The sequence below is a fragment of the Halioxenophilus sp. WMMB6 genome (assembly GCF_033283405.1).
Taxonomy (GTDB): Bacteria; Pseudomonadota; Gammaproteobacteria; order Pseudomonadales; family Cellvibrionaceae; genus Halioxenophilus.
Genome location: NZ_JAWMQR010000006.1, coordinates 13,586 through 35,833 on the forward strand (window position 1 = coordinate 13,586; position 22,248 = coordinate 35,833).

Annotated in this window: 23 protein-coding genes; 19 read left to right on the top strand and 4 right to left on the bottom strand. The window is 56.4% G+C overall.

Annotated features, from left to right (window positions below; translation table 11 throughout):
* Positions 1 to 43 precede the first annotated feature (43 nt).
* The 15 genes from SBL51_RS14700 (at position 44) to SBL51_RS14770 (ending at position 13,440) form a co-directional block, all read left to right on the top strand.
* Positions 44 to 670: an MSMEG_1061 family FMN-dependent PPOX-type flavoprotein gene (locus SBL51_RS14700; RefSeq protein WP_317931796.1), complete on the top strand. Its 627-nt coding sequence runs from the start codon at positions 44 to 46 to the stop codon at positions 668 to 670.
* Between the two features lie 553 nt (positions 671 to 1,223).
* A complete protein-coding gene (locus tag SBL51_RS14705; RefSeq protein WP_317931797.1) occupies positions 1,224 to 2,168 on the top strand; it encodes an outer membrane beta-barrel protein in 945 nt (314 codons plus the stop codon).
* 66 nt (positions 2,169 to 2,234) lie between these two features.
* Entirely contained in the window at positions 2,235 to 3,515 is a 1,281-nt protein-coding gene (urtA, locus tag SBL51_RS14710) for an urea ABC transporter substrate-binding protein (protein WP_317931799.1), read from the top strand.
* Positions 3,516 to 3,768: 253 nt separating this feature from the next.
* Positions 3,769 to 5,400, top strand: a complete 1,632-nt coding sequence (gene urtB, locus SBL51_RS14715) for an urea ABC transporter permease subunit UrtB (RefSeq protein WP_317931800.1) — start codon at positions 3,769 to 3,771, stop codon at positions 5,398 to 5,400.
* Entirely contained in the window at positions 5,393 to 6,523 is a 1,131-nt protein-coding gene (gene urtC, locus SBL51_RS14720) for an urea ABC transporter permease subunit UrtC (RefSeq protein WP_411860487.1), read from the top strand. Before urtB ends, urtC begins: the two co-directional genes overlap by 8 nt.
* Before the next feature lie 29 nt (positions 6,524 to 6,552).
* Positions 6,553 to 7,359, top strand: coding sequence for an urea ABC transporter ATP-binding protein UrtD (gene urtD, locus SBL51_RS14725; protein WP_411860492.1), 807 nt, complete (start codon positions 6,553 to 6,555; stop codon positions 7,357 to 7,359).
* Entirely contained in the window at positions 7,356 to 8,051 is a 696-nt protein-coding gene (gene urtE / locus SBL51_RS14730; protein ID WP_317931802.1) for an urea ABC transporter ATP-binding subunit UrtE, read from the top strand. The genes urtD and urtE overlap by 4 nt, the downstream gene beginning before the upstream one ends.
* Entirely contained in the window at positions 8,051 to 8,956 is a 906-nt protein-coding gene (locus SBL51_RS14735; RefSeq protein ID WP_317931803.1) for an urease accessory protein UreD, read from the top strand. Before urtE ends, SBL51_RS14735 begins: the two co-directional genes overlap by 1 nt.
* 46 nt (positions 8,957 to 9,002) lie before the next feature.
* A complete protein-coding gene (locus SBL51_RS14740) occupies positions 9,003 to 9,305 on the top strand; it encodes an urease subunit gamma (RefSeq protein ID WP_317931804.1) in 303 nt (100 codons plus the stop codon).
* 68 nt (positions 9,306 to 9,373) lie between these two features.
* Entirely contained in the window at positions 9,374 to 9,703 is a 330-nt protein-coding gene (locus SBL51_RS14745) for an urease subunit beta (protein ID WP_317931806.1), read from the top strand.
* Positions 9,703 to 11,406, top strand: coding sequence for an urease subunit alpha (ureC, locus tag SBL51_RS14750; protein WP_317931807.1), 1,704 nt, complete (start codon positions 9,703 to 9,705; stop codon positions 11,404 to 11,406). The genes SBL51_RS14745 and ureC overlap by 1 nt, the downstream gene beginning before the upstream one ends.
* Positions 11,407 to 11,426: 20 nt before the next feature.
* A complete protein-coding gene (gene ureE / locus SBL51_RS14755; protein ID WP_317931808.1) occupies positions 11,427 to 11,873 on the top strand; it encodes an urease accessory protein UreE in 447 nt (148 codons plus the stop codon).
* Complete coding sequence (locus SBL51_RS14760; protein ID WP_317931809.1) at positions 11,824 to 12,525, top strand: urease accessory protein UreF; 702 nt, start codon at positions 11,824 to 11,826, stop codon at positions 12,523 to 12,525. The genes ureE and SBL51_RS14760 overlap by 50 nt, the downstream gene beginning before the upstream one ends.
* A 26-nt stretch (positions 12,526 to 12,551) precedes the next feature.
* Positions 12,552 to 13,208: an urease accessory protein UreG gene (gene ureG, locus SBL51_RS14765; protein WP_317931810.1), complete on the top strand. Its 657-nt coding sequence runs from the start codon at positions 12,552 to 12,554 to the stop codon at positions 13,206 to 13,208.
* 10 nt (positions 13,209 to 13,218) lie between these two features.
* Positions 13,219 to 13,440, top strand: coding sequence for a hypothetical protein (locus tag SBL51_RS14770; RefSeq protein ID WP_317931811.1), 222 nt, complete (start codon positions 13,219 to 13,221; stop codon positions 13,438 to 13,440).
* Between the two features lie 35 nt (positions 13,441 to 13,475).
* Here SBL51_RS14770 and SBL51_RS14775 read toward each other — a convergent pair whose 3' ends face one another.
* Positions 13,476 to 13,970: a hypothetical protein gene (locus SBL51_RS14775; RefSeq protein ID WP_317931812.1), complete on the bottom strand. Its 495-nt coding sequence runs from the start codon at positions 13,968 to 13,970 to the stop codon at positions 13,476 to 13,478.
* A 165-nt stretch (positions 13,971 to 14,135) separates the two neighbouring features.
* Between SBL51_RS14775 and SBL51_RS14780 the strand changes: the two genes are divergently transcribed.
* Entirely contained in the window at positions 14,136 to 14,639 is a 504-nt protein-coding gene (locus SBL51_RS14780; RefSeq protein WP_317931814.1) for a hypothetical protein, read from the top strand.
* 200 nt (positions 14,640 to 14,839) lie between these two features.
* The gene (locus SBL51_RS14785) at positions 14,840 to 15,736 is read left to right on the top strand and encodes a hypothetical protein (protein ID WP_317931815.1); all 897 of its coding nucleotides are present in this window, start codon (positions 14,840 to 14,842) and stop codon (positions 15,734 to 15,736) included.
* 122 nt (positions 15,737 to 15,858) lie between these two features.
* Here SBL51_RS14785 and SBL51_RS14790 read toward each other — a convergent pair whose 3' ends face one another.
* Positions 15,859 to 16,392, bottom strand: a complete 534-nt coding sequence (locus SBL51_RS14790; protein ID WP_317931816.1) for a flavodoxin — start codon at positions 16,390 to 16,392, stop codon at positions 15,859 to 15,861.
* A gap of 393 nt (positions 16,393 to 16,785) precedes the next feature.
* On the opposite strand from SBL51_RS14790, the gene SBL51_RS14795 reads away from it, so the two are divergent.
* Both SBL51_RS14795 and SBL51_RS14800 read left to right on the top strand, forming a co-directional pair.
* On the top strand, positions 16,786 to 17,652 hold the full coding sequence (locus SBL51_RS14795) for a transporter substrate-binding domain-containing protein (protein ID WP_317931818.1): 867 nt from the start codon (positions 16,786 to 16,788) through the stop codon (positions 17,650 to 17,652).
* Positions 17,640 to 18,596, top strand: coding sequence for a hypothetical protein (locus tag SBL51_RS14800; RefSeq protein WP_317931819.1), 957 nt, complete (start codon positions 17,640 to 17,642; stop codon positions 18,594 to 18,596). The genes SBL51_RS14795 and SBL51_RS14800 overlap by 13 nt, the downstream gene beginning before the upstream one ends.
* Before the next feature lie 11 nt (positions 18,597 to 18,607).
* Here the strand turns inward: SBL51_RS14800 and SBL51_RS14805 are convergent, their stop codons facing one another.
* Together SBL51_RS14805 and SBL51_RS14810 are read right to left on the bottom strand one after the other, a co-directional pair.
* Positions 18,608 to 20,686, bottom strand: coding sequence for a hypothetical protein (locus tag SBL51_RS14805; protein ID WP_317931820.1), 2,079 nt, complete (start codon positions 20,684 to 20,686; stop codon positions 18,608 to 18,610).
* Positions 20,661 to 22,241 carry a hypothetical protein gene (locus SBL51_RS14810; RefSeq protein ID WP_317931821.1) on the bottom strand — a complete coding sequence of 527 codons (1,581 nt, stop codon included), beginning with the start codon at positions 22,239 to 22,241 and terminating at the stop codon, positions 20,661 to 20,663. Before SBL51_RS14810 ends, SBL51_RS14805 begins: the two co-directional genes overlap by 26 nt.
* Positions 22,242 to 22,248: the final 7 nt, after the last annotated feature.

Sequence of the window (22,248 nt, forward strand, 5' to 3'; positions counted from 1 at the left end):
ATCAACAAGCGGCGCTTTGATCATCAAGTGAGAGGGTAAAGTTATGCAACCGGAATATCAGATAAAAACCGAAGCCGAGTTGGAGGCACGGCTGGGTACGCCGATGGAGTTTGTGCGAGCTAAAATCCAAACCCGGATCGATGACGCCATGCGCCAATTCGTTGAGCGCTCGCCACTGGTATTGGTGTCGACGATGGATAGCGATGGTCTGCTGGATGTATCTCCCAAAGGAGACCCTGCCGGCTTTATTCAAATTACGTCAGAGGGGGATCTGTTAATTCCCGAAAGGCCGGGTAATCGGTTGGCTATGGGCTTTCGCAATATTCTCGCCAATGGTCGTATCGGGCTTTTGTTTGTGGTGCCCAATCAGCGGGAGACACTCAGGGTTAAAGGCATAGCTACCCTGCATACCGACCCCGATCTGTTAGAGGGCATGACGGTCAATGGCAAGCCGGCATTAATGTATACCCGGGTTAAAGTCTCGGCCTGTTTTGTTCACTGTGGCAAGGCGATGATCCGCTCCAAACTGTGGCAGCCTGACTCCTGGGGTGATAATAAGGTCTCATTGGGTGCCCGGGCCTTTGCCGCTTTGGGCGGAGAGCTGACCAGCGAACGGGTACAGGAAACAGAGCGGCGCCTGGACCAATCCTATAAAGATGCGCTCTATTGATTTCATCAGCGGATTTCGCGCATCCCCTGTTCTTGATATTGGAGCGTTCTTGATATTGGTGTGCGTTGTTGAGTGAAGTCCACGTTGTGGAGAGTAGCATAGAGCATTCGCGCTGCATTGAGTGCGGCCCATACAAATATCTGTTGTGTGGGCCCTACGTTAATTTACCTAGAGCCCGGGAAATATTACCCATAGCCGAGCCTGTTGTCTTCGCAACTGAGCTGCCTCCTGATTCGTTTTTCCCTGCTATTTAATTATTTACAATTTTAATTTTATCAGCCTTGAGTGGCTGAATTAATCGGTTAATAGTTATCGATTGTTCGGCTACAACGCCTTTTATTTTTCTTCCCTCCAACATCAATTACGTCAATTGACGTAGCGGCTTGGGCGAAAGAGCCCCTGCGCAGGCTAAAAAAAAGTTTCTACCATGAGGCTGGCTTGTTTTTTACACGCCACCATTGTGAGCGACTAAGCCGGCGCTGTTGATTCTGCTTTTTCACTGCGCACCACACACAAACTTATTATGTCTATTGTTCGGGGGGAACCGACACCAATGAATACCAATAAACATCTGCTGACCAGTCTTATCGCAGCTGCGGTTTTGGGGAGTGCTGGCAACGCCATGGCTGAAACCACTATGGGCGATGTGGTTATTTCCGGTTATCTGGATATGTCTGCGAGCTACACTGAATTCGACGATGCCAGTGACAGCTCTACCGGTTTGGATCGTGCGGAAGTTCGATTTAATTCACAACTGGATGACAAGGTATCTATCGAGGCGCACGTTGCCGGTGGCGCCGATGAAGATTACACGCTGGAACACGCCATGATGGTTTATCAGGCCACCGATAAACTCTCTTTCAAAGCCGGTAAATATTTGAGTGCCCTGGGTTGGGAAGCTTTCCACGCACCGGATTTGTTCCAATACTCCACCTCGGTTGCACTGGTTTATCCCGCCTTTTTTAACGGTGCCGCAGTTACCTACACTACCGACGACTTTATGATTTACGGCTCGCTCGCCTCAGATATCTGGAATGGTACCGATACCGACTCCAGCAATGTTGGCGCTGAGGGTGCGTTTAAGTTTACCGGTGTGGAAGATCTCACCGTATTTTTGGGCTTCGCTACCTCTAAAGTGGAGCCGGTAGTGGGTGATGCCTTTGACCAAACTCTGGTTAACTTCTGGACCAGCTACTCCATCAATTCGCTGTTGCTGGCTTTTGAATACAACGATGTCTCTGATTGGGGTGTTGAGGGTAACGACGGTGACAGCTGGCTGGTGATGGCCAACTACGGCTTTACCGATAAGATTGGCCTAACCCTGCGCACCAGTGCCATTGAGTTGGACGATGGTACCGACCTTGAGAAGTACACCGCTGCTGGTTCTTACGTTTTGACCGACAACGTCTCTTTCGTGTTGGAGTACAACAACGTCTCCGACAACGCCACCGATACCGATGCCGACACCGTGGCCTTGGAGATGATCGTCGTTTTCTAATAACGAGTCGACGGGGGGCGAAGTGTGCGCCCCGCTCAAGCTTAAATTGTTGCAAAGGTGAATTTTATGAAATTTAAACAATCCCTGTTGGCCGGTGTTGCCGGTCTGTCGATGGTTGCCTCCATGGCCTTGCAGGCGGCCGATACTATTAAAGTGGGTGTGCTGCACTCGCTCTCCGGCACCATGGCTATTAGTGAAACCACGTTGAAAGACACTGTCTTAATGCTGGTCGACCAGCAAAACGCCAAGGGTGGCTTGCTTGGTAAAAAACTGGAAGCGGTAGTGGTTGACCCGGCTTCCGACTGGCCACTGTTTGCGGAAAAAACCCGTGAATTACTGGAGAAAGACAAGGTCGATGTTATTTTCGGCTGCTGGACTTCGGTATCGCGCAAATCGGTACTGCCGGTGATTGAAGAGTTGAACGGTTTGATGTTCTACCCGGTGCAGTACGAAGGCGAAGAGTCTTCAAAAAATATCTTCTACACCGGTGCCGCGCCCAACCAGCAGGCTATTCCCGCGGTTGATTACCTGATGAACGAATTGGGTGTGAAACGCTGGGTATTGGCCGGTACTGACTACGTCTACCCACGTACCACCAACAAAATTTTAGAAGCCTACCTGAAATCCAAAGGCTTCACCGATGAAGATATCATGATCAACTACACGCCCTTCGGTCACTCCGATTGGCAGAGTATTGTTTCCGATATCAAAAAGTTTGGCTCAGCCGGTAAGAAAACCGCGGTGGTCTCCACCATTAACGGCGACGCCAACGTTCCTTTCTATAAAGAACTGGGTAACCAGGGTATCTCGGCCGAAGATATTCCTGTTATTGCCTTCTCTGTAGGTGAAGAGGAGTTGTCGGGTATTGATACCGCACCGCTGGTTGGCCACCTGGCTGCTTGGAACTACTTCGAGAGCGTTGACACTGATGTTAATGCGGATTTCATTAAAACCTGGAAAGCAGCCATGGGCCCAGAGCGTGTTACCAACGACCCAATGGAGGCGACCTACATCGGTTTCAATATGTGGGTGAAAGCGGTTGAGAAGGCAGGCACTACCAGTGTTGACAAAGTCTCTGCGGCATTGATCGGTACTGAAACCGCCAACCTCACCGGTGGCACCGCCAAGATGTTGAAAAACCACCACCTGACTAAACCGGTTCTGATTGGTGAAATTCAGGATGACGGTCAGTTCGAAGTGGTTTGGGAAACCGATGGTCTGGTACCTGGTGATGCCTGGTCTGACTTCCTGCCCGGTTCCAAAGACATTATCTCCGATTGGACTGCGCCGATTAGCTGTGGCAACTACAACACCGTTACCAAGAAGTGTTCTGGTCAAAATTTCTAATCGAGTGCTTTGACTGACGAGAGCCGGTGTCTGTTGGCTGGCTTTCAAATCGATTGCGAAGGAAGGTAGGGCATGGATGCCAATGGCAGAGCAATCTGTTGCCTCTCTGCACAGTGAATGCCAACACTTTTGTGGAGTTAATAGGGAAGTTAAACCGGCGCTTTTACGCCGAATTTATCGGCGTGTTGTTCTCCTTAGTCTTCACCCGAGCTTAGGCTCGGGTGCTTTGTTGCTCAATCTCCCGGAGGTTCCTGTGCGGAAAATATTCCGAATCGGCTTGAGTCTGTTAATTTTCGTGGTATTTAGCCCGCTTACCCGGGCGGATGATGCCGAGGTGCAGGCACTCTTGCACTCGCTGACGGAAGCGAGTCTCAACGAAACCGCAGATATTATCACCCAACTGGAAGAGGCCGGTGGCGACAGCATGATGCCGCTGTTTGAAACTTTGCTGGCGGGTGATCTCTATTATGAGAAAGAGAGCAAGCAGCTGATGCTTGCCACAAAAAATGACGAAGGTTATAGCGGTGCAGAGGTTTTTACCGGTGCAGATCTTGGTCAATTCGAGCGTGGTGCCGTTAAAAAAATACGCGTTAATAATGCTTTGCGTACACAATTGCGGGAGGCTATTGCCCGCATCAATTTAAGTGCCGAATCCGCCCAGCAGCGACTGCACGCGGTGCAGACCATGCTGGGAGAGCTGGATGAAAGCTCGGCGCAACTGATTCAAGAACGCATTGCTGTGGAAGCCGACAGCGATGTGCTGGCGGCGCTGCGCGAGGCCTATGCCCTCTACCAATTAAAAAGCAGTGCCGATGACGAACAGCGGCTGGCCGCGATTGCACAATTAACCGGTAGTTTGGAACCGGATGTGCGGGTGGTGCTCACGCAATTGTTGGAAACCAACGGCGATGGTGAATTTATAGAGAGTTCGGCGCCGGTGCGTGCCGCTGCGGCCACTGCCCTGAAAAAAATCGAGAGCAAAATTAGCTTCTACAGTTTTCTGGAGCAGCTCTTTTTTGGGTTGAGCCTGGGCTCGGTGCTGCTCCTGGCTGCCATCGGCTTGGCCATCACCTTCGGTGTAATGGGGGTGATCAATATGGCTCACGGCGAAATGATGATGCTCGGCGCCTACACCACCTTTGCTATCCAGGAGTACATTATGCCCGGGGCCATCGGCTATTCGCTGTTAGTGGCGATACCGCTCGCCTTTTTGGTCTCCGGTAGCGTGGGTGTGGTAATTGAGCGCACCGTGATTCGCTTCCTGCACGGCCGGCCGCTGGAGACCTTGCTGGCCACCTTTGGTATCAGCCTGATTTTGCAGGAGGTGGTAAAGGCGATCTTTACTCCGCTTAACCGCCAGGTGATTACCCCCCAGTGGATGAGTGGCTCTCTGGAGATCAATTCGGTCTTTTCCATCACCTACAACCGTCTGTACATTTTGATATTTGCGCTGCTGCTCTTTTTTGCGTTGCAGTTGATTATGAAAAAGACCTCGCTCGGTTTGAACGTGCGTGCGGTTTCGCAAAACCGAAATATGGCCAAGGCTATTGGTATTAAAACCGACCGTGTTGATGCGCTGACTTTTGGTTTGGGTTCGGGTATTGCCGGTATTGCCGGTGTGGCGCTGTCTCAGATCACCAACGTCGGCCCCAACCTCGGCCAGTCTTACATTATCGACTCCTTTATGGTGGTGGTGTTTGGTGGTGTGGGTAATTTAATGGGCACATTAGTAGGCGGCTTCACCCTGGGTGTGGCCAATAAATTTCTTGAGCCTGCCACCGGCGCCGTGCTGGCCAAAATTTTGATTTTGGTATTTATCATTCTGTTTATACAGAAGCGTCCGAAAGGATTGTTCCCACAAAAAGGGAGAGCCGCCAATGACTAAGTTCAATCTCTTCGCCTGGTGGGCCAACTCCCGCGCCACCGCCAACGCCTCTATGGTTTTTGTGGTGGTGCTGTTTGGTGTGACTATTCTGGCCTCGGCGGGCAATCTGCTCTTCCCGGAAGGTTCTCTGTTGCACGTGAGTACCTACACCATCACCCTGCTGGGTAAATACCTCTGCTTTGCGCTGTTGGCCTTATCGGTGGATGTGATTTGGGGTTACTGCGGAATTTTAAGCCTGGGCCATGGCGCCTTCTTTGCGCTGGGCGGCTACGGCATGGGTATGTATCTGATGCGGCAGATTGGTGATCGCGGTGTCTATGGCAACCCATTGCTACCCGACTTTATGGTCTTTTTGAACTGGCAGGATCTGCCCTGGTTCTGGCTGGGCATGGATAACTTCCTGTTTGCCATGGCCATGGCTCTGTTGGTGCCCGGCCTGCTTGCCTTTGTGTTTGGTTGGTTTGCCTTTCGCTCGCGGGTGACCGGTGTTTATCTGTCGATTATGACCCAGGCGTTAACCTTCGCATTAATGCTCGCTTTTTTCCGCAACGAGATGGGCTTTGGTGGTAACAACGGCCTGACTGACTTTAAAGATCTGTTGGGTTTTGATCTGCAGGCCGACAGCACCCGCGTCTGCCTGTTTATTATTACCGCCACGGTGTTGGCCGGAGCCTATTTTTCCAGCCGTTACATTATGAACTCCCGCTTTGGCCGGGTGCTGTTGAGTATTCGCGATGGTGAGTCGCGCACGCGCTTTTTAGGTTATCGCACGGAATATTACAAAGTCTGGCTGTTTGTCTACTCGGCGCTGTTGGCGGCGGTGGCGGGTATTTTGTATGTGCCGCAGGTGGGTATTATCAACCCCGGTGAATTCCAGCCGCTGAAATCCATTGAGGTGGTGGTGTGGGTGGCCGTGGGTGGTCGTGGCACTCTCTATGGTGCCATCGTCGGGGCGCTGCTGGTCAACTACGCCAAAACCCGCTTTACCGCCATATTCCCGGATGGCTGGGCCTTTATGCTGGGGGCGCTGTTTGTCTACGTGACTATCTTCCTGCCCCAAGGGCTGGTCGGCTGGGTGAGTAATCGCCTGCAACGGGCGAAAGCCAAAGCGGAGGTAGCGTGATGAAGTGGTTGGATAAAACCCGCGAAGTGATGGCACCAGACCGGGTCTGGCCGTTTCTGGCGCCCGAGGTGCCGCCCGATTTGGATGTCTCTAAAAATGTGATTTTGTACGTGGAGGGATTAACCGTCGCCTTTGATGGTTTTAAAGCGATCAACAATTTGAATCTCTACGTCGACGACGGTGAACTGCGCTGTTTAATTGGTGCTAATGGCGCTGGCAAAACCACCTTGATGGATATTATTACGGGTAAAACCCAGTGCGACTCCGGCACAGTCTACTTTGGCCAGACCATTAATTTATTGCAGCGCTCTGAGCCGGAAATTGCCCAGCTGGGTATTGGCCGTAAATTTCAAAAGCCAACGGTGTTCGAGGCGCAAACGGTGTTTGCCAATTTGGAGCTCTCCATTAAGGCCAGCAAGGGTATCTGGTACACACTGCACGCCAGCCTCAGCGCTGAGCAGCGCGAAAAGATCGCTTATGTTCTGCAGTTGATTGGCCTTGCTGAGCAACAAAACATGTTGGCCGGTGCGCTCTCCCACGGCCAGAAGCAGTGGCTGGAGATTGGCATGCTGCTGGTGGCCGACCCAAAACTGCTGTTAATTGATGAACCGGTGGCCGGTATGACCGCCCAGGAGACGGAGCGTACCGCCGAGCTGCTGACCAGTCTCGCCGGTGACCACACGGTGATTGTGGTGGAGCACGATATGGAGTTTGTGCGCAGCATCGCCCGCACGGTGACGGTATTGCATCAGGGCTCGGTGTTGGCCGAGGGCACTATGGACGAGGTGCAAAATAACCCCGACGTGATTGAAGTTTATTTGGGGAGCGACGAATGATTCAGTTTAAAAATATCAATCAGCTCTACGGCGGTACCCAAATTCTTTGGGATTTAAATCTCGATATCGAGCCCGGCTCCTGTACCTGCATTATGGGCCGCAACGGTGTCGGTAAAACTACGTTGCTGAAATGTTTAATGGGATTATTGCCCATTAAAAGCGGCGATATTCTCTACGATGGCCAACCCATTCAGGGGCGGTCTGCCGAGTGGCGGGCGCACAATGGTATTGGCTTTGTACCCCAGGGGCGTGATATTTTTCCGTTGTTAACGGTGGAGGAGAATTTGCGGGTGGGCCTACCTTGTCGCAAGGAGAAGACCAAGCAGATCCCCGACAAAATATTTGAGCTCTTCCCGGTGCTGAAAGATATGCTCAACCGGCGTGGCGGTGACCTCTCCGGCGGCCAACAGCAGCAACTGGCCATTGGCCGGGCGCTGGTGATAGAGCCCAAGGTACTGATTCTGGATGAGCCCAATGAGGGTATTCAGCCCAATATCGTTAAACAGATAGGCGATGTGATAACCAAGCTCAATCGGGAAGAGAATTTAACGGTGATTTTGGTGGAACAGAAACTGGGTTTTGCGCGCAGAGTGGGGCAGGAGTTTCGGCTGATGGAAAAAGGCCGAGTGGTGGCTGCCAACAAAATGAGCGAACTCAGTGATGAACTGATCAAACAACACTTGGCGGTGTGATGGGGCTGCTGGAAAAAGCCAATCTGTCTGTCGGCGGCTCACAGTGGGCCGCCTCACTTCACCTGCAGCTGGGCCACACCCAGCGCGGTACCCGGCTGCTGCAACGCGAGCACAGCGGCCCGCTCTACGTACAAAAGCCTTTCTACCCCGAGGGCAGTGACCTCGCCCACATCTACCTGTTGCACCCCCCGGGCGGTCTGGTCTCCGGCGATCATCTGCAAATTTCGGCCGAGCTGGCGCCCGGTGCCCAGGCGCTCTTCACCACCCCCGGTGCCAGCCGACTCTACCGCGCCCGGCCCGACCAGGCGTTACAGCGGCAGGTGGTGAGTCTGCAGTTGGCCAATGGCTCGGCGGTGGAGTGGCTGCCGCTCGAGACCATCGCCTTTCCCAACAGCCGCGGCCGCCTGGTGACCCGGGTGCAGTTGCCGCAAGCCGAGCCCCAACCCACTCCTGAATCACGCGCGGCCCGTTTTATTGGCTGGGAGATCACCTGCCTGGGGCTGCCGGCCAGTGGCCAGCCGTTTACCTCCGGGCAACTGCTGCAGTCGTTTGAGCTCTGGGCGGGAAACAAACCCCTGTTGCTGGAGAGCCTGCGCCTGAATGCCAGCGATCAACTGTTAATGGCGGGTGCCGCCGGTCTACAGGGGCGGGTGGCCTCGGCGCTGATGGTGGCTGGCCCCTTTGCGCAGGCCGAGCCGCTGGCTGATCTGATCGCGACACTGCGCGCGCAATTGGTGAACCCGGATAACCACCTGGGAGTCACCAGTCGAGGCCAATTTATTGTTATTCGCGCCCTGGGCGATAACGCCAATCAGCTGCGGCAGTTATTAACCAGGGCCTGGCAGTTGTTGCGCCCGGCGTTGTTAGAGCGGCCTGCGTGCCTGCCGAGAATATGGGCCTGCTAGTGCGGCATAGGCCCACTCAACATTGATGATCTGGTGAGCGAGAGTCATGGAACTGTTACCCAAAGAGAAAGATAAATTGCTGATTTTTACCGCTGCCTTGCTGGCCGAGCGGCGTCTGCTGCGCGGCCTGCAACTCAACTATCCGGAGGCGGTGGCCTATATCACCATGGAAATTATTGAAGGCGCCCGCGATGGCAAAAGCGTGGCGGAGCTGATGGCCTACGGTAAGCAGGTGTTGCGCGCCGATCAGGTGCTGGATGGCGTGGCGGAGCTGATTCACGAAGTGCAGGTGGAGGCGACCTTTGCCGATGGCACCAAGCTGGTAACGGTGCACGATCCCATTAATTGATTTTTAAGTTCGATAGGGCGCGCTGATGGCGGTGAGACCAGCGCATGGGCAGAGCAAGAGGCAAGATTATGATTCCTGGCGAATATCGGGTGGCACCCGGGCAAATTATTCTCAACGAGGGGCGGGCCACGGTAACGCTCACCGTCGCCAACAGTGGCGACCGCCCCATTCAGGTTGGCTCCCACTACCATTTTTACGAAGTGAACCCGGCGCTGGTGTTTGAGCGCAAACTGGCCCTGGGTTTTCACCTCAACATCGCCTCCGGCACGGCGGTGCGCTTCGAGCCCGGCCAGACGCGGGATGTGGAGCTGGTCGCCTACGCCGGCAAGCGCGAGATCTACGGCTTTCGTGGCGAGGTGATGGGGCCGTTACCGGCCACTGACGGAGGGCAACCCTAATGGCGACGATGGATCGCAACAGCTACGCGCAGATGTTTGGGCCCACCACCGGCGACTGTGTGCGCCTGGCGGATACCGAGTTGTGGGTGAAGGTGGAGCAGGATTTCACCGTCTACGGCGACGAGGTTAAATTTGGTGGCGGCAAGGTGATTCGCGATGGCATGGGCCAGAGCCAGGTGGTCAGTGCCGAGTGCATGGACCTGGTGATCACCAATGCTCTGATTATCGACCACTGGGGTATTGTCAAAGCCGATGTCGGCATCAAGGCGGGCACCATCGCTGCCATTGGCAAGGCCGGCAACCCGGATGTGCAGGCGGGGGTGACCATTAACGTCGGCCCCGGCACCGAGGTGCTGGCCGGCGAGGGCTCTATTCTCACCGCCGGCGCCATCGACGCCCATATCCATTTCATCTGCCCGCAGCAGGTAGAAGAGGCGTTGATGTCGGGTATCACCACCATGATTGGTGGCGGCACCGGCCCGGCCACGGGTACCAACGCCACCACCTGTACGCCGGGGCCCTGGAATATTGGCAAGATGCTGCAGGCCACCGATGGCCTGCCGATGAACTTTGGCTTTTTGGGCAAGGGCAACGCCAGTAAACCGGAGGCGCTGCGCGAACAGCTTGAGGCCGGCGCCTGCGGCCTGAAACTGCACGAGGATTGGGGCACCACCCCGGCGGCTATCGACTGTTGTCTGTCGGTGGCCGAAGAGTACGACGTGCAGGTGGCAATCCACACCGACACCCTCAACGAGTCGGGTTTTGTCGACGACACCCTGGGCGCCTTCAAGGGCCGGGTGATCCACACCTACCACACCGAGGGGGCCGGCGGTGGCCACGCGCCGGATATCATCAAGGCCTGCGCTTCACCCAACGTGCTGCCCTCATCCACCAACCCGACGCGGCCCTACACAGTCAATACCGTGGATGAACACCTGGATATGCTGATGGTTTGCCATCACCTGGACCCGAGCATTCCCGAGGATGTCGCCTTTGCCGACTCGCGCATCCGCAAGGAGACCATCGCTGCGGAGGATATTTTCCACGACCTGGGCGCCTTCAGCATGATCTCCTCCGACTCCCAGGCCATGGGACGGGTGGGTGAGGTGATCTGCCGCACCTGGCAGACTGCCCACAAGATGAAAGTACAGCGCGGGCCACTGCCTGAGGACGACGACAGCTGCGATAACTACCGCGTGCGCCGCTACATTGCCAAGTACACCATCAACCCGGCCATTACCCACGGCGTGGCCGACACCGTGGGCAGCATTGAGGTCGGCAAAATGGCCGATTTGGTGCTCTGGAAGCCGGCCTTTTTTGGCGTTAAGCCGGCCACTATTATCAAGGGCGGCTTTATCGCCGCCGCCCCCATGGGTGACCCCAACGCCTCCATTCCCACCCCGCAACCGGTGCACTATCGCCCCATGTTTGGCGCGCAGCCACTGGCGGCGGCGAAGACCTCGGTCACCTTTGCCGCCAGTGCCGCGGTGGCGGCGGATGTCGGCACCGCGCTGGGCTTGCAACGCACTCTGGTGGCCTGCAAAAACACCCGCACCATTGGCAAGAACGATATGGTGCTCAACAGCTGGCAGCCCAAAATCGAGGTCGACCCGCAGACCTACGAGGTGCGTGCCGATGGCGTGTTGCTCACCTGCGAGCCGGCCAAAGAGCTGCCGTTGGCCCGCCTGTATAACCTGTTTTGATAGTGTGAGAGGTGCAAACCATGTTGGAAGTTTATGAGCGCCTGGGCGATCACTGTCACGACCCAGTATTTGCTGAATTGGTGTTGAATCATGAGCAGCGGGACAAGGGCCGCCTGCGCACCCTGACCGCCGATGGCCAGGAGGTAAGAATCTTTCTGGAGCGTGGCCGGCCGCTGCAGGTGGGTGAATTTCTGCGTACCCACTGTGGCAAAACCCTACAGGTGTGTGGCGCCATGGAGCCGGTGGTCACCGCCCGCTGCGACGACTGGCTCACCTTCGCCAAGGCCTGTTATCACCTGGGTAATCGCCACGTGAAGCTGCAGGTGGGTGAGCTCTGGTTGCGCATCACCCCCGACCACGTGCTGGAGGAGATGATGCAGCTGCTGGGCTTGACCACGGTACAGGAGGAGGCGGTATTTGTGCCCGAGAACGGAGCCTATGGCGGCCATGGCCATCACCACCACTGATGCCGGCCTGCTGCGCCTGCTGCAGCTCTCCTCTGTGAGCCTGCCGGTGGGCGGCTTTGCCTTCTCCCAGGGGCTGGAGAGCGCCTGCGAGCAGGGCTGGGTAACCAACAGCGAAAGCGCCGGCCAGTGGCTGGCGGCGCAACTGCAACACACCCTGGCCTATTTGGATGTGCCGGTTTTTTTGCGCCTGCACGCCGCCCACAGCCAGGGTGATAGCGAGCAACTGCACTACTGGAACGACTACCTGTTGGCCGCCCGGGAGAGCCACGAACTGCATCTGACCGATACCGCCATGGGCCAGGCGCTGCGCCGGTTGTTGTTATCGCTGGCGGTGCCGTGCGAGCTGGATAACCCGTGCAGCTTCGCCGCCACCTTTGCTATTGCCGCCAGCTACTGGCAGGTGCCCGCGGCCACGGCGGCTATGGGCTTTTGCTGGTCTTGGCTGGAGAACCAGGTGGCCGCCGCCACCAAGCTGGTGCCCTTGGGCCAGACCCAGGCGCAACAGCTGCTGGGGCAGCTGCAGGGATTGATTCCCAGCGCTATTGCCACCGCCGAAACTCTGGCGGATGACGAGCTTGGCGCCAGCCTGCCGGCCCTGGCTATTGCCAGCAGCCTGCACGAACACCAATACACCCGGTTATTTCGCTCTTAGCGAAGCGACAACCACACGGAGTAACTATGAGTAACCCAGAGAGACCCAAACAGACCCTGCGCGTGGGTGTCGGTGGCCCGGTGGGCTCGGGCAAAACAGCGCTGCTGCGCTCGTTGTGCTGCGCCCTGCGCGATCACTACGACATCGCCGTGGTCACCAACGATATCTACACCATGGAGGACGCCAACTTCCTCACCCGCCACGAGGCGTTAACGGCGGACCGCATTATCGGCGTTGAGACCGGTGGCTGCCCGCACACCGCCATCCGCGAAGATGCCTCCATGAATCTGGCCGCAATCGACGAATTAAAAGCGCGCCACGGTGACCTGGATGTGGTGTTTGTTGAGAGTGGCGGCGATAACCTCAGTGCCACCTTCAGCCCGGAGCTCTCCGACCTCACTATCTACGTGATTGATGTCTCCGCCGGCGACAAGATTCCGCGCAAGGGCGGCCCGGGTATCACCAAATCCGATCTGTTGGTAATCAACAAAACCGACCTGGCGCCCTTGGTGGGCGCATCGCTGGAGGTGATGGCAAAAGATGCCAGGGCGCAGCGGGGCGAGCGCCCGTTTGTCTTCTCCAACCTGAAAGCGGGCCAGGGGCTGGACGAGATCATCCACTTTATTATTGATGCCGGCATGTTGCCGGAGAAGGCGTTGCCACCCGCCGTGGCGGTGGTGTGAGGGGGAATTGATGAAAATGATAACGCGTACAACCGTTGCCCTGGCGGCGTTACTGATGCCACTGATTGCGCTGGCTCACCCCGGCCATGGCCAGGGCAGCCCGATTATGCACGATGCCGAACACCTGGTTTGGCTGTTGGCGGGTTTGGTGGTGGTAACGTTGGTTTACACGCTGGTCAAGCCGAAGCTGGCCGCACGGATGGCGGCCAGGCAGCGCATTAATAAACGCTAGCACCTGGCCGTTTCGTTACCGCTAAGGGGGCTTTGCTAAGGGTTGGCGTCGCCCTTGGTGACGGTGTGGGTGATGGTATTGCTGTGGCTCGCGCCGCTGGCATCGACCACCGTGATCTCCTTGGTGAGTGACTTGGCCTCTCTATCCACACTGACATCCACCTCTGTCTCAACGCTGGCGCCGTTGCCATTGCTGCGGCTGATGCTGCGCTGGTAACCGTTCTCCGTGCGCACCACCTGCGCATCGCTGCTGAGTGTGCTGCCGTTAGCGCGCACGGTGGTGCGTTCCCGGGTGAGCACACCCTGGTCGGCATCAACGTTCACGCGGCTGTGCATCTCCCGGCTTTGGCCGCCGGGGCCGGTGGTTACCCGGTTGCGTTCAAAGCCGTTGGCACTGGTTTGCAGGTGGGTATTGCGGCTAAAGGTGCCGTGGGCGTTGGTCATGGTGGTGGTGTGGTTACGCTCACCGGCGTTGGCCTCCAGGGCGGTCAGTGCCAGCAACATGGGTAGAGCAATCAACAGTGGTTTCATAGTGAACTCCTTGGGGGGTTGTACATTGAGCGCTTCTCTTTGAGTGAACGTCTCTCTGTTAGCTAAAACGCCCCGTCTCCGGTTTGGTTGACACGCCTCGCCAAAAAGTTGGAATATCCCTCCGTTTACATCCACCACCACCGGCCTCGGGTCCAGGTGTTGAGTATGCCCAATCACGTTCGCCTGCTTGGCCAACCGTTACTACGCAAAGGAGATGCAGCCCAGCTTATGCTGACCACCCCCAGGGCTATTGTTGCCACCCTTTTTGCTGCCCTCCTGTTTTTACCCAGCCTGGTGTGGGCTGAATCGATAAAACCCTTCACCTCCGATGGCTGCAGTGTCTTTCCCGATGGTACCCCCGGGCAACAGCAGCTGTGGCTTGCCTGTTGTACCGAACACGATTACGCCTACTGGCAGGGTGGCACCTATGAGCAGCGCATGCAGGCCGACCTGCGCCTGCACGAGTGCGTCACCCAGGTGGGGGAGCCGGAGATAGCCGAGCTGATGTTGGCGGGGGTGCGTGTGGGTGGTTCGCCCTATTGGCCCACCCAATTTCGCTGGGGCTATGGCTGGTCCTATCCGCGTGGCTATCGCGCGCTGACCGACCAGGAGCTGGCCGAAATCGCCGATCGACACCGGGAGGTGAATATCTCCGCCGGTGAACAGTAATGCCACTACTGGCGCTGGTGGTTGGGCGGATCAGGCTCTGTGGTGAATCCTGGAGCGGGCGTAGTGAGTGGCAAAGGGAGGTTGTATTCACAGTAATGCTGGCCTGAACACAATAGCATTACCCATTTAAAAATTGCCGTACCTCTCCTTAAGAGGCTCTGGCAAATAACTATAAAACCAGCAACTTAGGGCAAACTATCATGCAAAGGAAAAAAACGTCACTGGGTCTATTAGGGTTTACGCTGCTGTTGGCCGCCTGTGGTGGTGGTGGTTCAGGCGGTGGCGACAAGGGTATCAGTACGATGGAGGATGCCACCGATGTCTCCAAGGCGTTTGCGGATGTCGCTAAGCAGGCGTTGGTTGGCGAGGCCTTTGATGGCCCCGATGTTGGTATCTTCAGTAAACCGGCGGCATCGGATACAGGTTTTAAAACGATTATTGCTCCGTCTATCCGCAAAATTGTCAATGAAGATGTTCCGCCGGAGACGGTATTTGGCGATTGCGGGGGCAGTAGTACCACCTCCGGCTCCGTCAGCTATGACGATGTCAATGGTTATCCGGTAACGGCCGATCTGCAGGTGAGCCTGGATAGCTACTGCCAAACACTGGATGAGCTCTACAGCATCACCCTGGATGGATCGGTGGCGGTGGTAGTTGATCTCGAGAGTGAGTTGGCGGGCAGCACAGAGGCGGAAGTGGACTACAGCTACAGCACCGATGCGCCGGGCCTGCCGCCCAGCGGCTCTTTCCGGCAGAGCGCCAGCTGCACCTTCAGTAATGGGGTCGATAACATTGATGACGATCTCGACTGCACCTACACCACCTATTACCAGGGTACGCGTGGCGAGTACGAAGCCACCGATATTGTCGTCACCGGTAATAACGACTCCGGTTACGATATTTCGGCAACGGTGGTTGATGCCCAGGGCAATAGCTTTGATGCCATGTTCAGTGGTCTGACCGTCTGTGCGAACGGCAATATTGGTTCGGGCAGTGGCACCATCAACTTTAACCAGGGCTCCATCGACCTTGAGTACATCAGCTGCGACGAGATGGTCATTACCTTTCAAGGTAACGCCGAGACGGTAGCGCAGTAGCGTGCCTTTTTTTAATCCGTATCGCCCAATAAAAAAGGCTGCAGTGAGCAGCCTTTTTTATTTACCCTTGTGACCCTTTTGTAAACAGCGGCTAATGCAGTCGCCGTTTGCAGAGTTCAGATTTAAGCGAGTGCCTCTGCGGGCATCTCTGCTTTTAATACTTCCACCCAGCGTGACAGGCGCTCATCGGTTTTGTCATCTTCGTTCACCCGGTCGAAGGGGAAGCCGACAAACTTGCCATCGCGGATCGCTTCGGAGTGGTCGAAGGTGTAGCCATCGGTGGGGAAGGCACCAATAAAGCTGGCGCCGCGGGCGCCGAATTTGTCGTACAGCACAGCCAGTGCGCTGACGAATTGCTCGGAGTGATCTTTACAGTCACCGGCACCAAACAGGGCGATGGTTTTGCCGCTGAAGTCGGGTTTGTTGATCTGCAGATCTTGTAACGGCTCTACCCAGTTGTACTGTACTTCGCCAGAACCCCAGGTGGAGCAACCGAAAAAGAGTATGTCGTACTCCAGGAATTCGTCGAGATCCATGTAGTCGTCTTCAAGGTCTTTAATGTCGCAGCGCTCCTCGCCGAATGCTGCTTCCAGTTTCTTGGCTACCTGCATAGTTGAGCCAGTGGAGCTGCCCACATAAATTCCAATTTTTGACATGACTGAATCTACCTCGCTAAGACTCGGGATCAATACCTGGTGAGCGACCGATACTAAAACCAAAACTGTGTGGGGGCAATTTGCGGAAATTTCAGTGGGAAGACAATTTCTGCCAATTTTTGGGGCAGCGGCGTTCGGCTGGAAAAGCGGGCTTGTTGCTTGTCGAACAAGGCGGATTTTGTTTGTAATCTGTTTGTGTACCAAAAATGACAATTTACTCGGCAAGTGCAAAGAAAGATAAATTGGATCTCCACTTCTGGAAGCTTTTGCACCTTTATGTTTCTTTGCTAGGCTTGGCGTGCACAAAAAAATAGCGGTAAATTCGCTGAATTAATCTAAGATAGTTTGATTTCAATCAATCAACTGGGTCGCTTTGACGGGAGAGACCGCCCCATGCCGTGGCGCTGGTTTTTAATCTGTCCACTGTTCTGCATTCTGCCAACCACTCTGGTGCAGGCAGCAGAGGCCGTGGTGCTCTGGAATCGCAATTTCGATACGGCACCGGTCGACAAGGTGCTGAGCCTGGCTTTGAGGAAAACCGAGGATCTGTTTGGTGCCGCCGAAATTGTGCGCAGTGCTGATATGGGCCCACAACAGGCTCTGGCCAAGCTCGCCGCAGGCGACGAGCTGAATGTGGTGAGCATGGCTACCTCGCCAGAGGCAGACGCCAATTTTTACACTTTGCGTTTCCCAGCGTTGCAGGGGCTGCTTGGGCACCGCATCTGCCTGATTCGCCAGGGCGATCAGGCCCGCTTCGATGCCGTAGCAACCGGCTACGATCTGATTCAAAAAAAGATTGCCATCTGTCAGGGGGAATCCTGGCCTGATACTCAGGTTTTGCGCCGCAACGGCCTGCAGGTGATTACCTCGCCAAGTTACAACGAGCTATTCAACCTATTGCAAGCGGGCCAGTGCGACTGCTTTTTGCGGGGCGCTCAGGAGCTGGTGCCCGAATATCGCAGCCACGCCGACAGCCTGGCCATAGAGCAGCATCTGGTGATCCACTATTTTCAGCCGGGGGTGATCTACGTTAACCGCCAGCACCCCGAGTTGGCGGCGCGCCTGGAACTGGGGCTATTGCGCGCCTGGGATGACGGCTCCTATCAACAGCTGTTTGATGAGCTCCTGGGGGAGGATCTCAAACTGCTCGACCTGCCCAACCGTCACTACATCCCACTGAATAATCCCTATCTATCAGGGCCGGCCCAATTGATACAGTCGCTGGAGCCAACCTGGAGTATGCCCACTTGGACGGAGTAATAAGCCACTCGCCTTGGCGCTCAACCGGGTGTTGGTTGCTGGCCGTTCTCTGCGCCTGCTGGTCATTATTGGCGGCAGCGGGTTCGCCGGACGTTGAGCCCATCACACCCGCGCCAACTCTCAACAGCAACGAGACAATCACCTATTGGTATCGCAATTACGATCTACCCTCCACTTATGCGTTGTTGCAGATGGCCCTGGCAATGACCGAGGATCTTTATGGTCCAACGCAAATTAAACGCAGTACAGAGATCAGCCAGGGACGCGCGCTGGCGGCATTGGCCGACCACCATTTTGAACAGGTGAGCGTGATGAACGTGGTGGTGGATGAACATCGGGAAGAGGCCAGCTCTCTCATTCCCATCCCCATCGCTACCGACCAGGGACTATTTGGTTATCGCATCTGTATTATTCAGAAGAAAAATCTGCCGCTGTTTGAAAATATCAACAGCCACTTGGATGTCAATGCCCGAGGTATTGTCTTTGGTCAGGGTGCGCACTGGCCGGATACTCGCATTTTGCAGGCTAACCAATTGCGCGTTGTGACCAGTGCCCGTTACGAAAATCTGTTTGATATGTTGAAAGGGGGCCGCTTTAACTGTTTTTTGCGCGGCGCCAACGAGGTGGTTGACGATTTAGCCTACGCCAACGACCCCAATTTAATCATTGAACCCAACCTCGCCTTTGTTTACCCCTCGGCCGCGCTCTTTTTTGTAAATAAAGCCGATGTGGCACTGGCGGCGCGCATCGAGCTGGGCTTGCGGCGGGCGATATTATCGGGTGCCTATGCCCAATTTTTGCGGGAGCACTATGCCAAAAATTTAGAGTTGTTGAATATCGACCAGCGGCGAATTATTCGCCTGAATAATCCTCTGATTGACCATTTGGGTCTCTATCAAACCAAGGATGCGCTGTTGTCGGAGGAGGGAAAAATAAACTATTAAGTGCGGCGCTGTTACAAGATGAAACGATAGCCGACAAAAATATAGTTACTGCCGTAATTAAAATTACTTTCGCTGGTGTGAATCGCCTCGTTGCCCATCTCCAGATTCATCTCCAAACGGCGCCAGGGGCGGTAGGTAACATTCAACGAGTAGCGCAACAGCTTTTGGGTATCGTCATTGGCGTCGAAGCTGATTTCTGAATAGAGCAATTTGGGAATCACCACCCACTGGCTGCCCAGGCGCAGGCGCTCGTTAAAGATCAGTTGTGTGGTGTTGCTGGTTTCACCCTGGGTGTGTTTCAAGCCGAGGGTGGTACTGTCGTTTAACCAGAGAAAATTATTAAACACCAGGCGGCTGCCCACACTTTGGTAGTGGTAGCTGTCCGGGCTGTTCCCCGTCTCGGGCAGGCCCAACAGCAGTTCGGCACTGGGCACATCGGTGAGGGTGGAGTCGTAGAGGTCGATAACCCAGCGGGCCTGATCATTCACCTCGGTGGTCACCGAAAGCGAAAAATATTGGTTATTGGAGGTGCGCAGCAGCGCATCGTCAAGCAGATTGGCCCGGTTCTCCTTGTTCGATAAATAACTCTCCAGATCCAGATCCGCCTGGCCAATTAAAATGTTGGAGGCGGTCAGAAACGGTGAGCGCTGCTGGCCGTAGGTCATGGCCAGTTGCAGGCGCTTAGTCACATGGGCATTGCCCACCACGAGAAGATTATTGAGTTCGGCAAAGGCGGTGTCGTAGTCGAGGTTGACGGCCGCCGAGAGGCGCGGGTTGTGAAAGCGGCCACTCAAACCCACGGCTTCGCGGTCGGTGACACTGTTCACCGTCTGGGTGATGAAATAGCCATTAATTTGCCACTGTTTGTTGAACTCATACTCACTGTTCACACTGTAAAAGTAGTGGTCGAGCTCCTCCAGGGCGTCACTGCGATAGACCGGCGTACCAGTGCTGGCGGCCACCCGCCACTGGTCGGTGATGGGGTAGCTTATCTGCACGCCATCGAAGGCGGTAAAGACACCGGTGTTGATCTCCCGTTGCCGGCCGAGCGCCGCCGCCAGACCACTGGCGGTGTGGTGATAGTTAAGCTGCAGGCGCTTTAATACCAACTCGTTATCGCCATCCTCAAGCTGGTCGCTGAGGTGGTAGCCGCTGATGCGGGTGCTCAACTCGTGGCCTTGAGTATGCCAGGTGGCACGCCAGTCCCAGTCGGTACTCAACAGGGAGAGCACCTCCTGGTCCGGCGCGTCGCTTTGGCTGCGCTCCATGGTGCGGTAGTACTGGCCGAACACGCCACGGCTGTAGAAGGGCGAGCGGCCGCGACCGCTGTGGCTGCGCAGGGGCGCGGGGTTGTCGTCGGCGGCAGTGGCCAGGCTGCGCTGGCGCTGCTCAATACGCTGGCGGCTGTTGCCGGCAGGGTAGGCTTCCAACAACTCTTCATAAAGGGCCAGCGCCTGCTGGCGTTCGCCCAGTTTTTCGTAGCTGAGCGCCGCCAGCTCCTTGGCCCAGTTGGCGGTGGTCTCATCGGCCAGGGCCGCCAGCAGCAGATATTGGCGCGCGGCCAGGTCGTAGCGCCGGCTCAGGTAGTTCTCCTTGGCCTGGTCCAGCAGCTGCTTCTGGTTGCCCACCACTCCCTTATCGGCGCGATTGTCGATGGCAAACAGCCACAAGTTATTGGCTGCCTGCTCATCCTGGCGCAACGCCGCCAACACCTGTTGGTGCTCCGAAGGCGCCACCTCCACCACCTTCTGTCCCGCCATGAAATAGCTGGTGGCCTTGATGAATTCCCGGGTCTCCTGCCGGCTGGCAAAAAAGCCGATTCTGAGTTGTGCCGTGGCACGGCTCGACTGCTGCTCGGGCAGGTAGAGCAGCAGGTATTGGTAGCTGTTCAGGTGTTTTTTCAGCGCCTCGAAATTGGTGCTGGTGAGGGCCAACTCTATGGCGAAGTGGTTGCGCTCATAATTTTCGTAGCTGGCGTACCAGTCGAACGGGCCGCCACTGGCCGCCCGGCTCCAGCCGGGTAGGAGAGCCAGCGCCATGATCGCAATCAGGCGCCAGCGTCCTTTAATTGAAGCTGGCGTCTTGTACACGGTGCTCGCCCGTTCGGAATTCGCGAATGGTGGAGAAGGTGGCATCGGTGTATTCGTGGCAGCTGCCACTGCAATCTTTCAGGTCGCCAGCGGTGTAGAGAATCAGCGGTGTATCCACCTTTTTGTGGGCACTTGGCGCGAAGTCGTTGGCGTGGCAGCCGGCACAGTCGGGCGCGTAGGCGGGGAAGCGCCAGGGAATGGTTTCGGCGTTGCTGGTGTGGCAGGCCGTGCAGCTTAGGCTGGCCCGGTGGTCGCCCGGATAGTTAGCCGTGCTGTGGACAAAAATATCGGGCAGCCAAGCGGTCTTGGTGTGGCAGAGGTTGCACTCCTGGTTCGTTTGGAAGTGGCCCGCGTCCTTGCCGGTGGCCGTGGAACCATTGTGGCAGCTGGAGCAGTCGCCGGTGATGCTGTCGTGGTCGAAGTTGGCCGGCACCCAGGCGACGGTGGAGTGGCAGAGGTCGCACTCGGCGCTGGTGGTGATGTGATCCGGGCTCTTGCCGGTGGCATTGACGCCATTGTGGCAGCTGGAACAGGCCGCAGTGATGCCACTGTGGTCGAAGCTGGCCGGTACCCAGGCGACGGTAGAGTGGCAGGTATCGCACTCGGCGGTGGTGGTGATGTGATCCGGGGTTTTGCCGGTGGCGGTGGTGCCGTTGTGGCAGCTGGAGCAGGCCTCGGTGATGCCGCTGTGGTCGAAGCCGGCGGGCACCCAGGCGACGGTGGCGTGGCAGAGGTCACACTCGGCGGTGGTGGTGACGTGATCCGGGGTTTTACCGGTGGCGTTAACACCGTTGTGACAGCTGGAGCAGGGCTCGGTGACGTTGCTGTGGTCGAAGCTGGCCGGTTCCCAGGCGACGGTGGCGTGGCAGAGGTCGCACTCGGCCGTGGTGGTGATATGGCCAGGGTCCTTGCCGGTGGCGGTGGTGCCGTTGTGACAGCTGCTGCAGCTGCCGATGACCACGCTGTGGTCGACATCGGCCGGCTGCCAACCAAACACGCGATGGCAGTACTCGCAGTCGTTGCTGGAGAGAATATGGTCGGGGTTTTTGCCGGTGGCGGTGGTGCCGTCGTGGCAGCTGATGCAACCGTCGACAATACCGCTATGGTTGAAGCGGGCCAGGTTCCAGCTGAGTGGCACGTGGCAATTGTCGCAGCTCTCATTGGTGACTATGTGGTCGGGGTTTTTGCCATCGGCGACCACCCCGTTGTGGCAGCTTTCACAGCTGCCCACCACCTGACTGTGGTCAAGCAGAGGGATGTCCTGCCACTCGCTCTCCCGATGGCAGGCGTCACAGGCGTCGGTAGTGGCGATGTGGGTAACCGGCTTGGGGGTGGCATTGATCAGGCCATTCAGGTTATGACACAACGCGCACTCGGTGGGGGTGCCTTTGAATTGGCCGTTTTTATGGCAATCCTCACAGGCGACAAACTGGTGGCTGCTGTCCAGGTCGAAGCCAAAACCGCTGTGGTCGAAGGTCTGCGTTTGGGCCGCCACCGAGGTGGCCCCCGCCAATGTGGCAATGACCAGAACCAGTAAGCCTAAGATCCGTTGCATGGGCTCT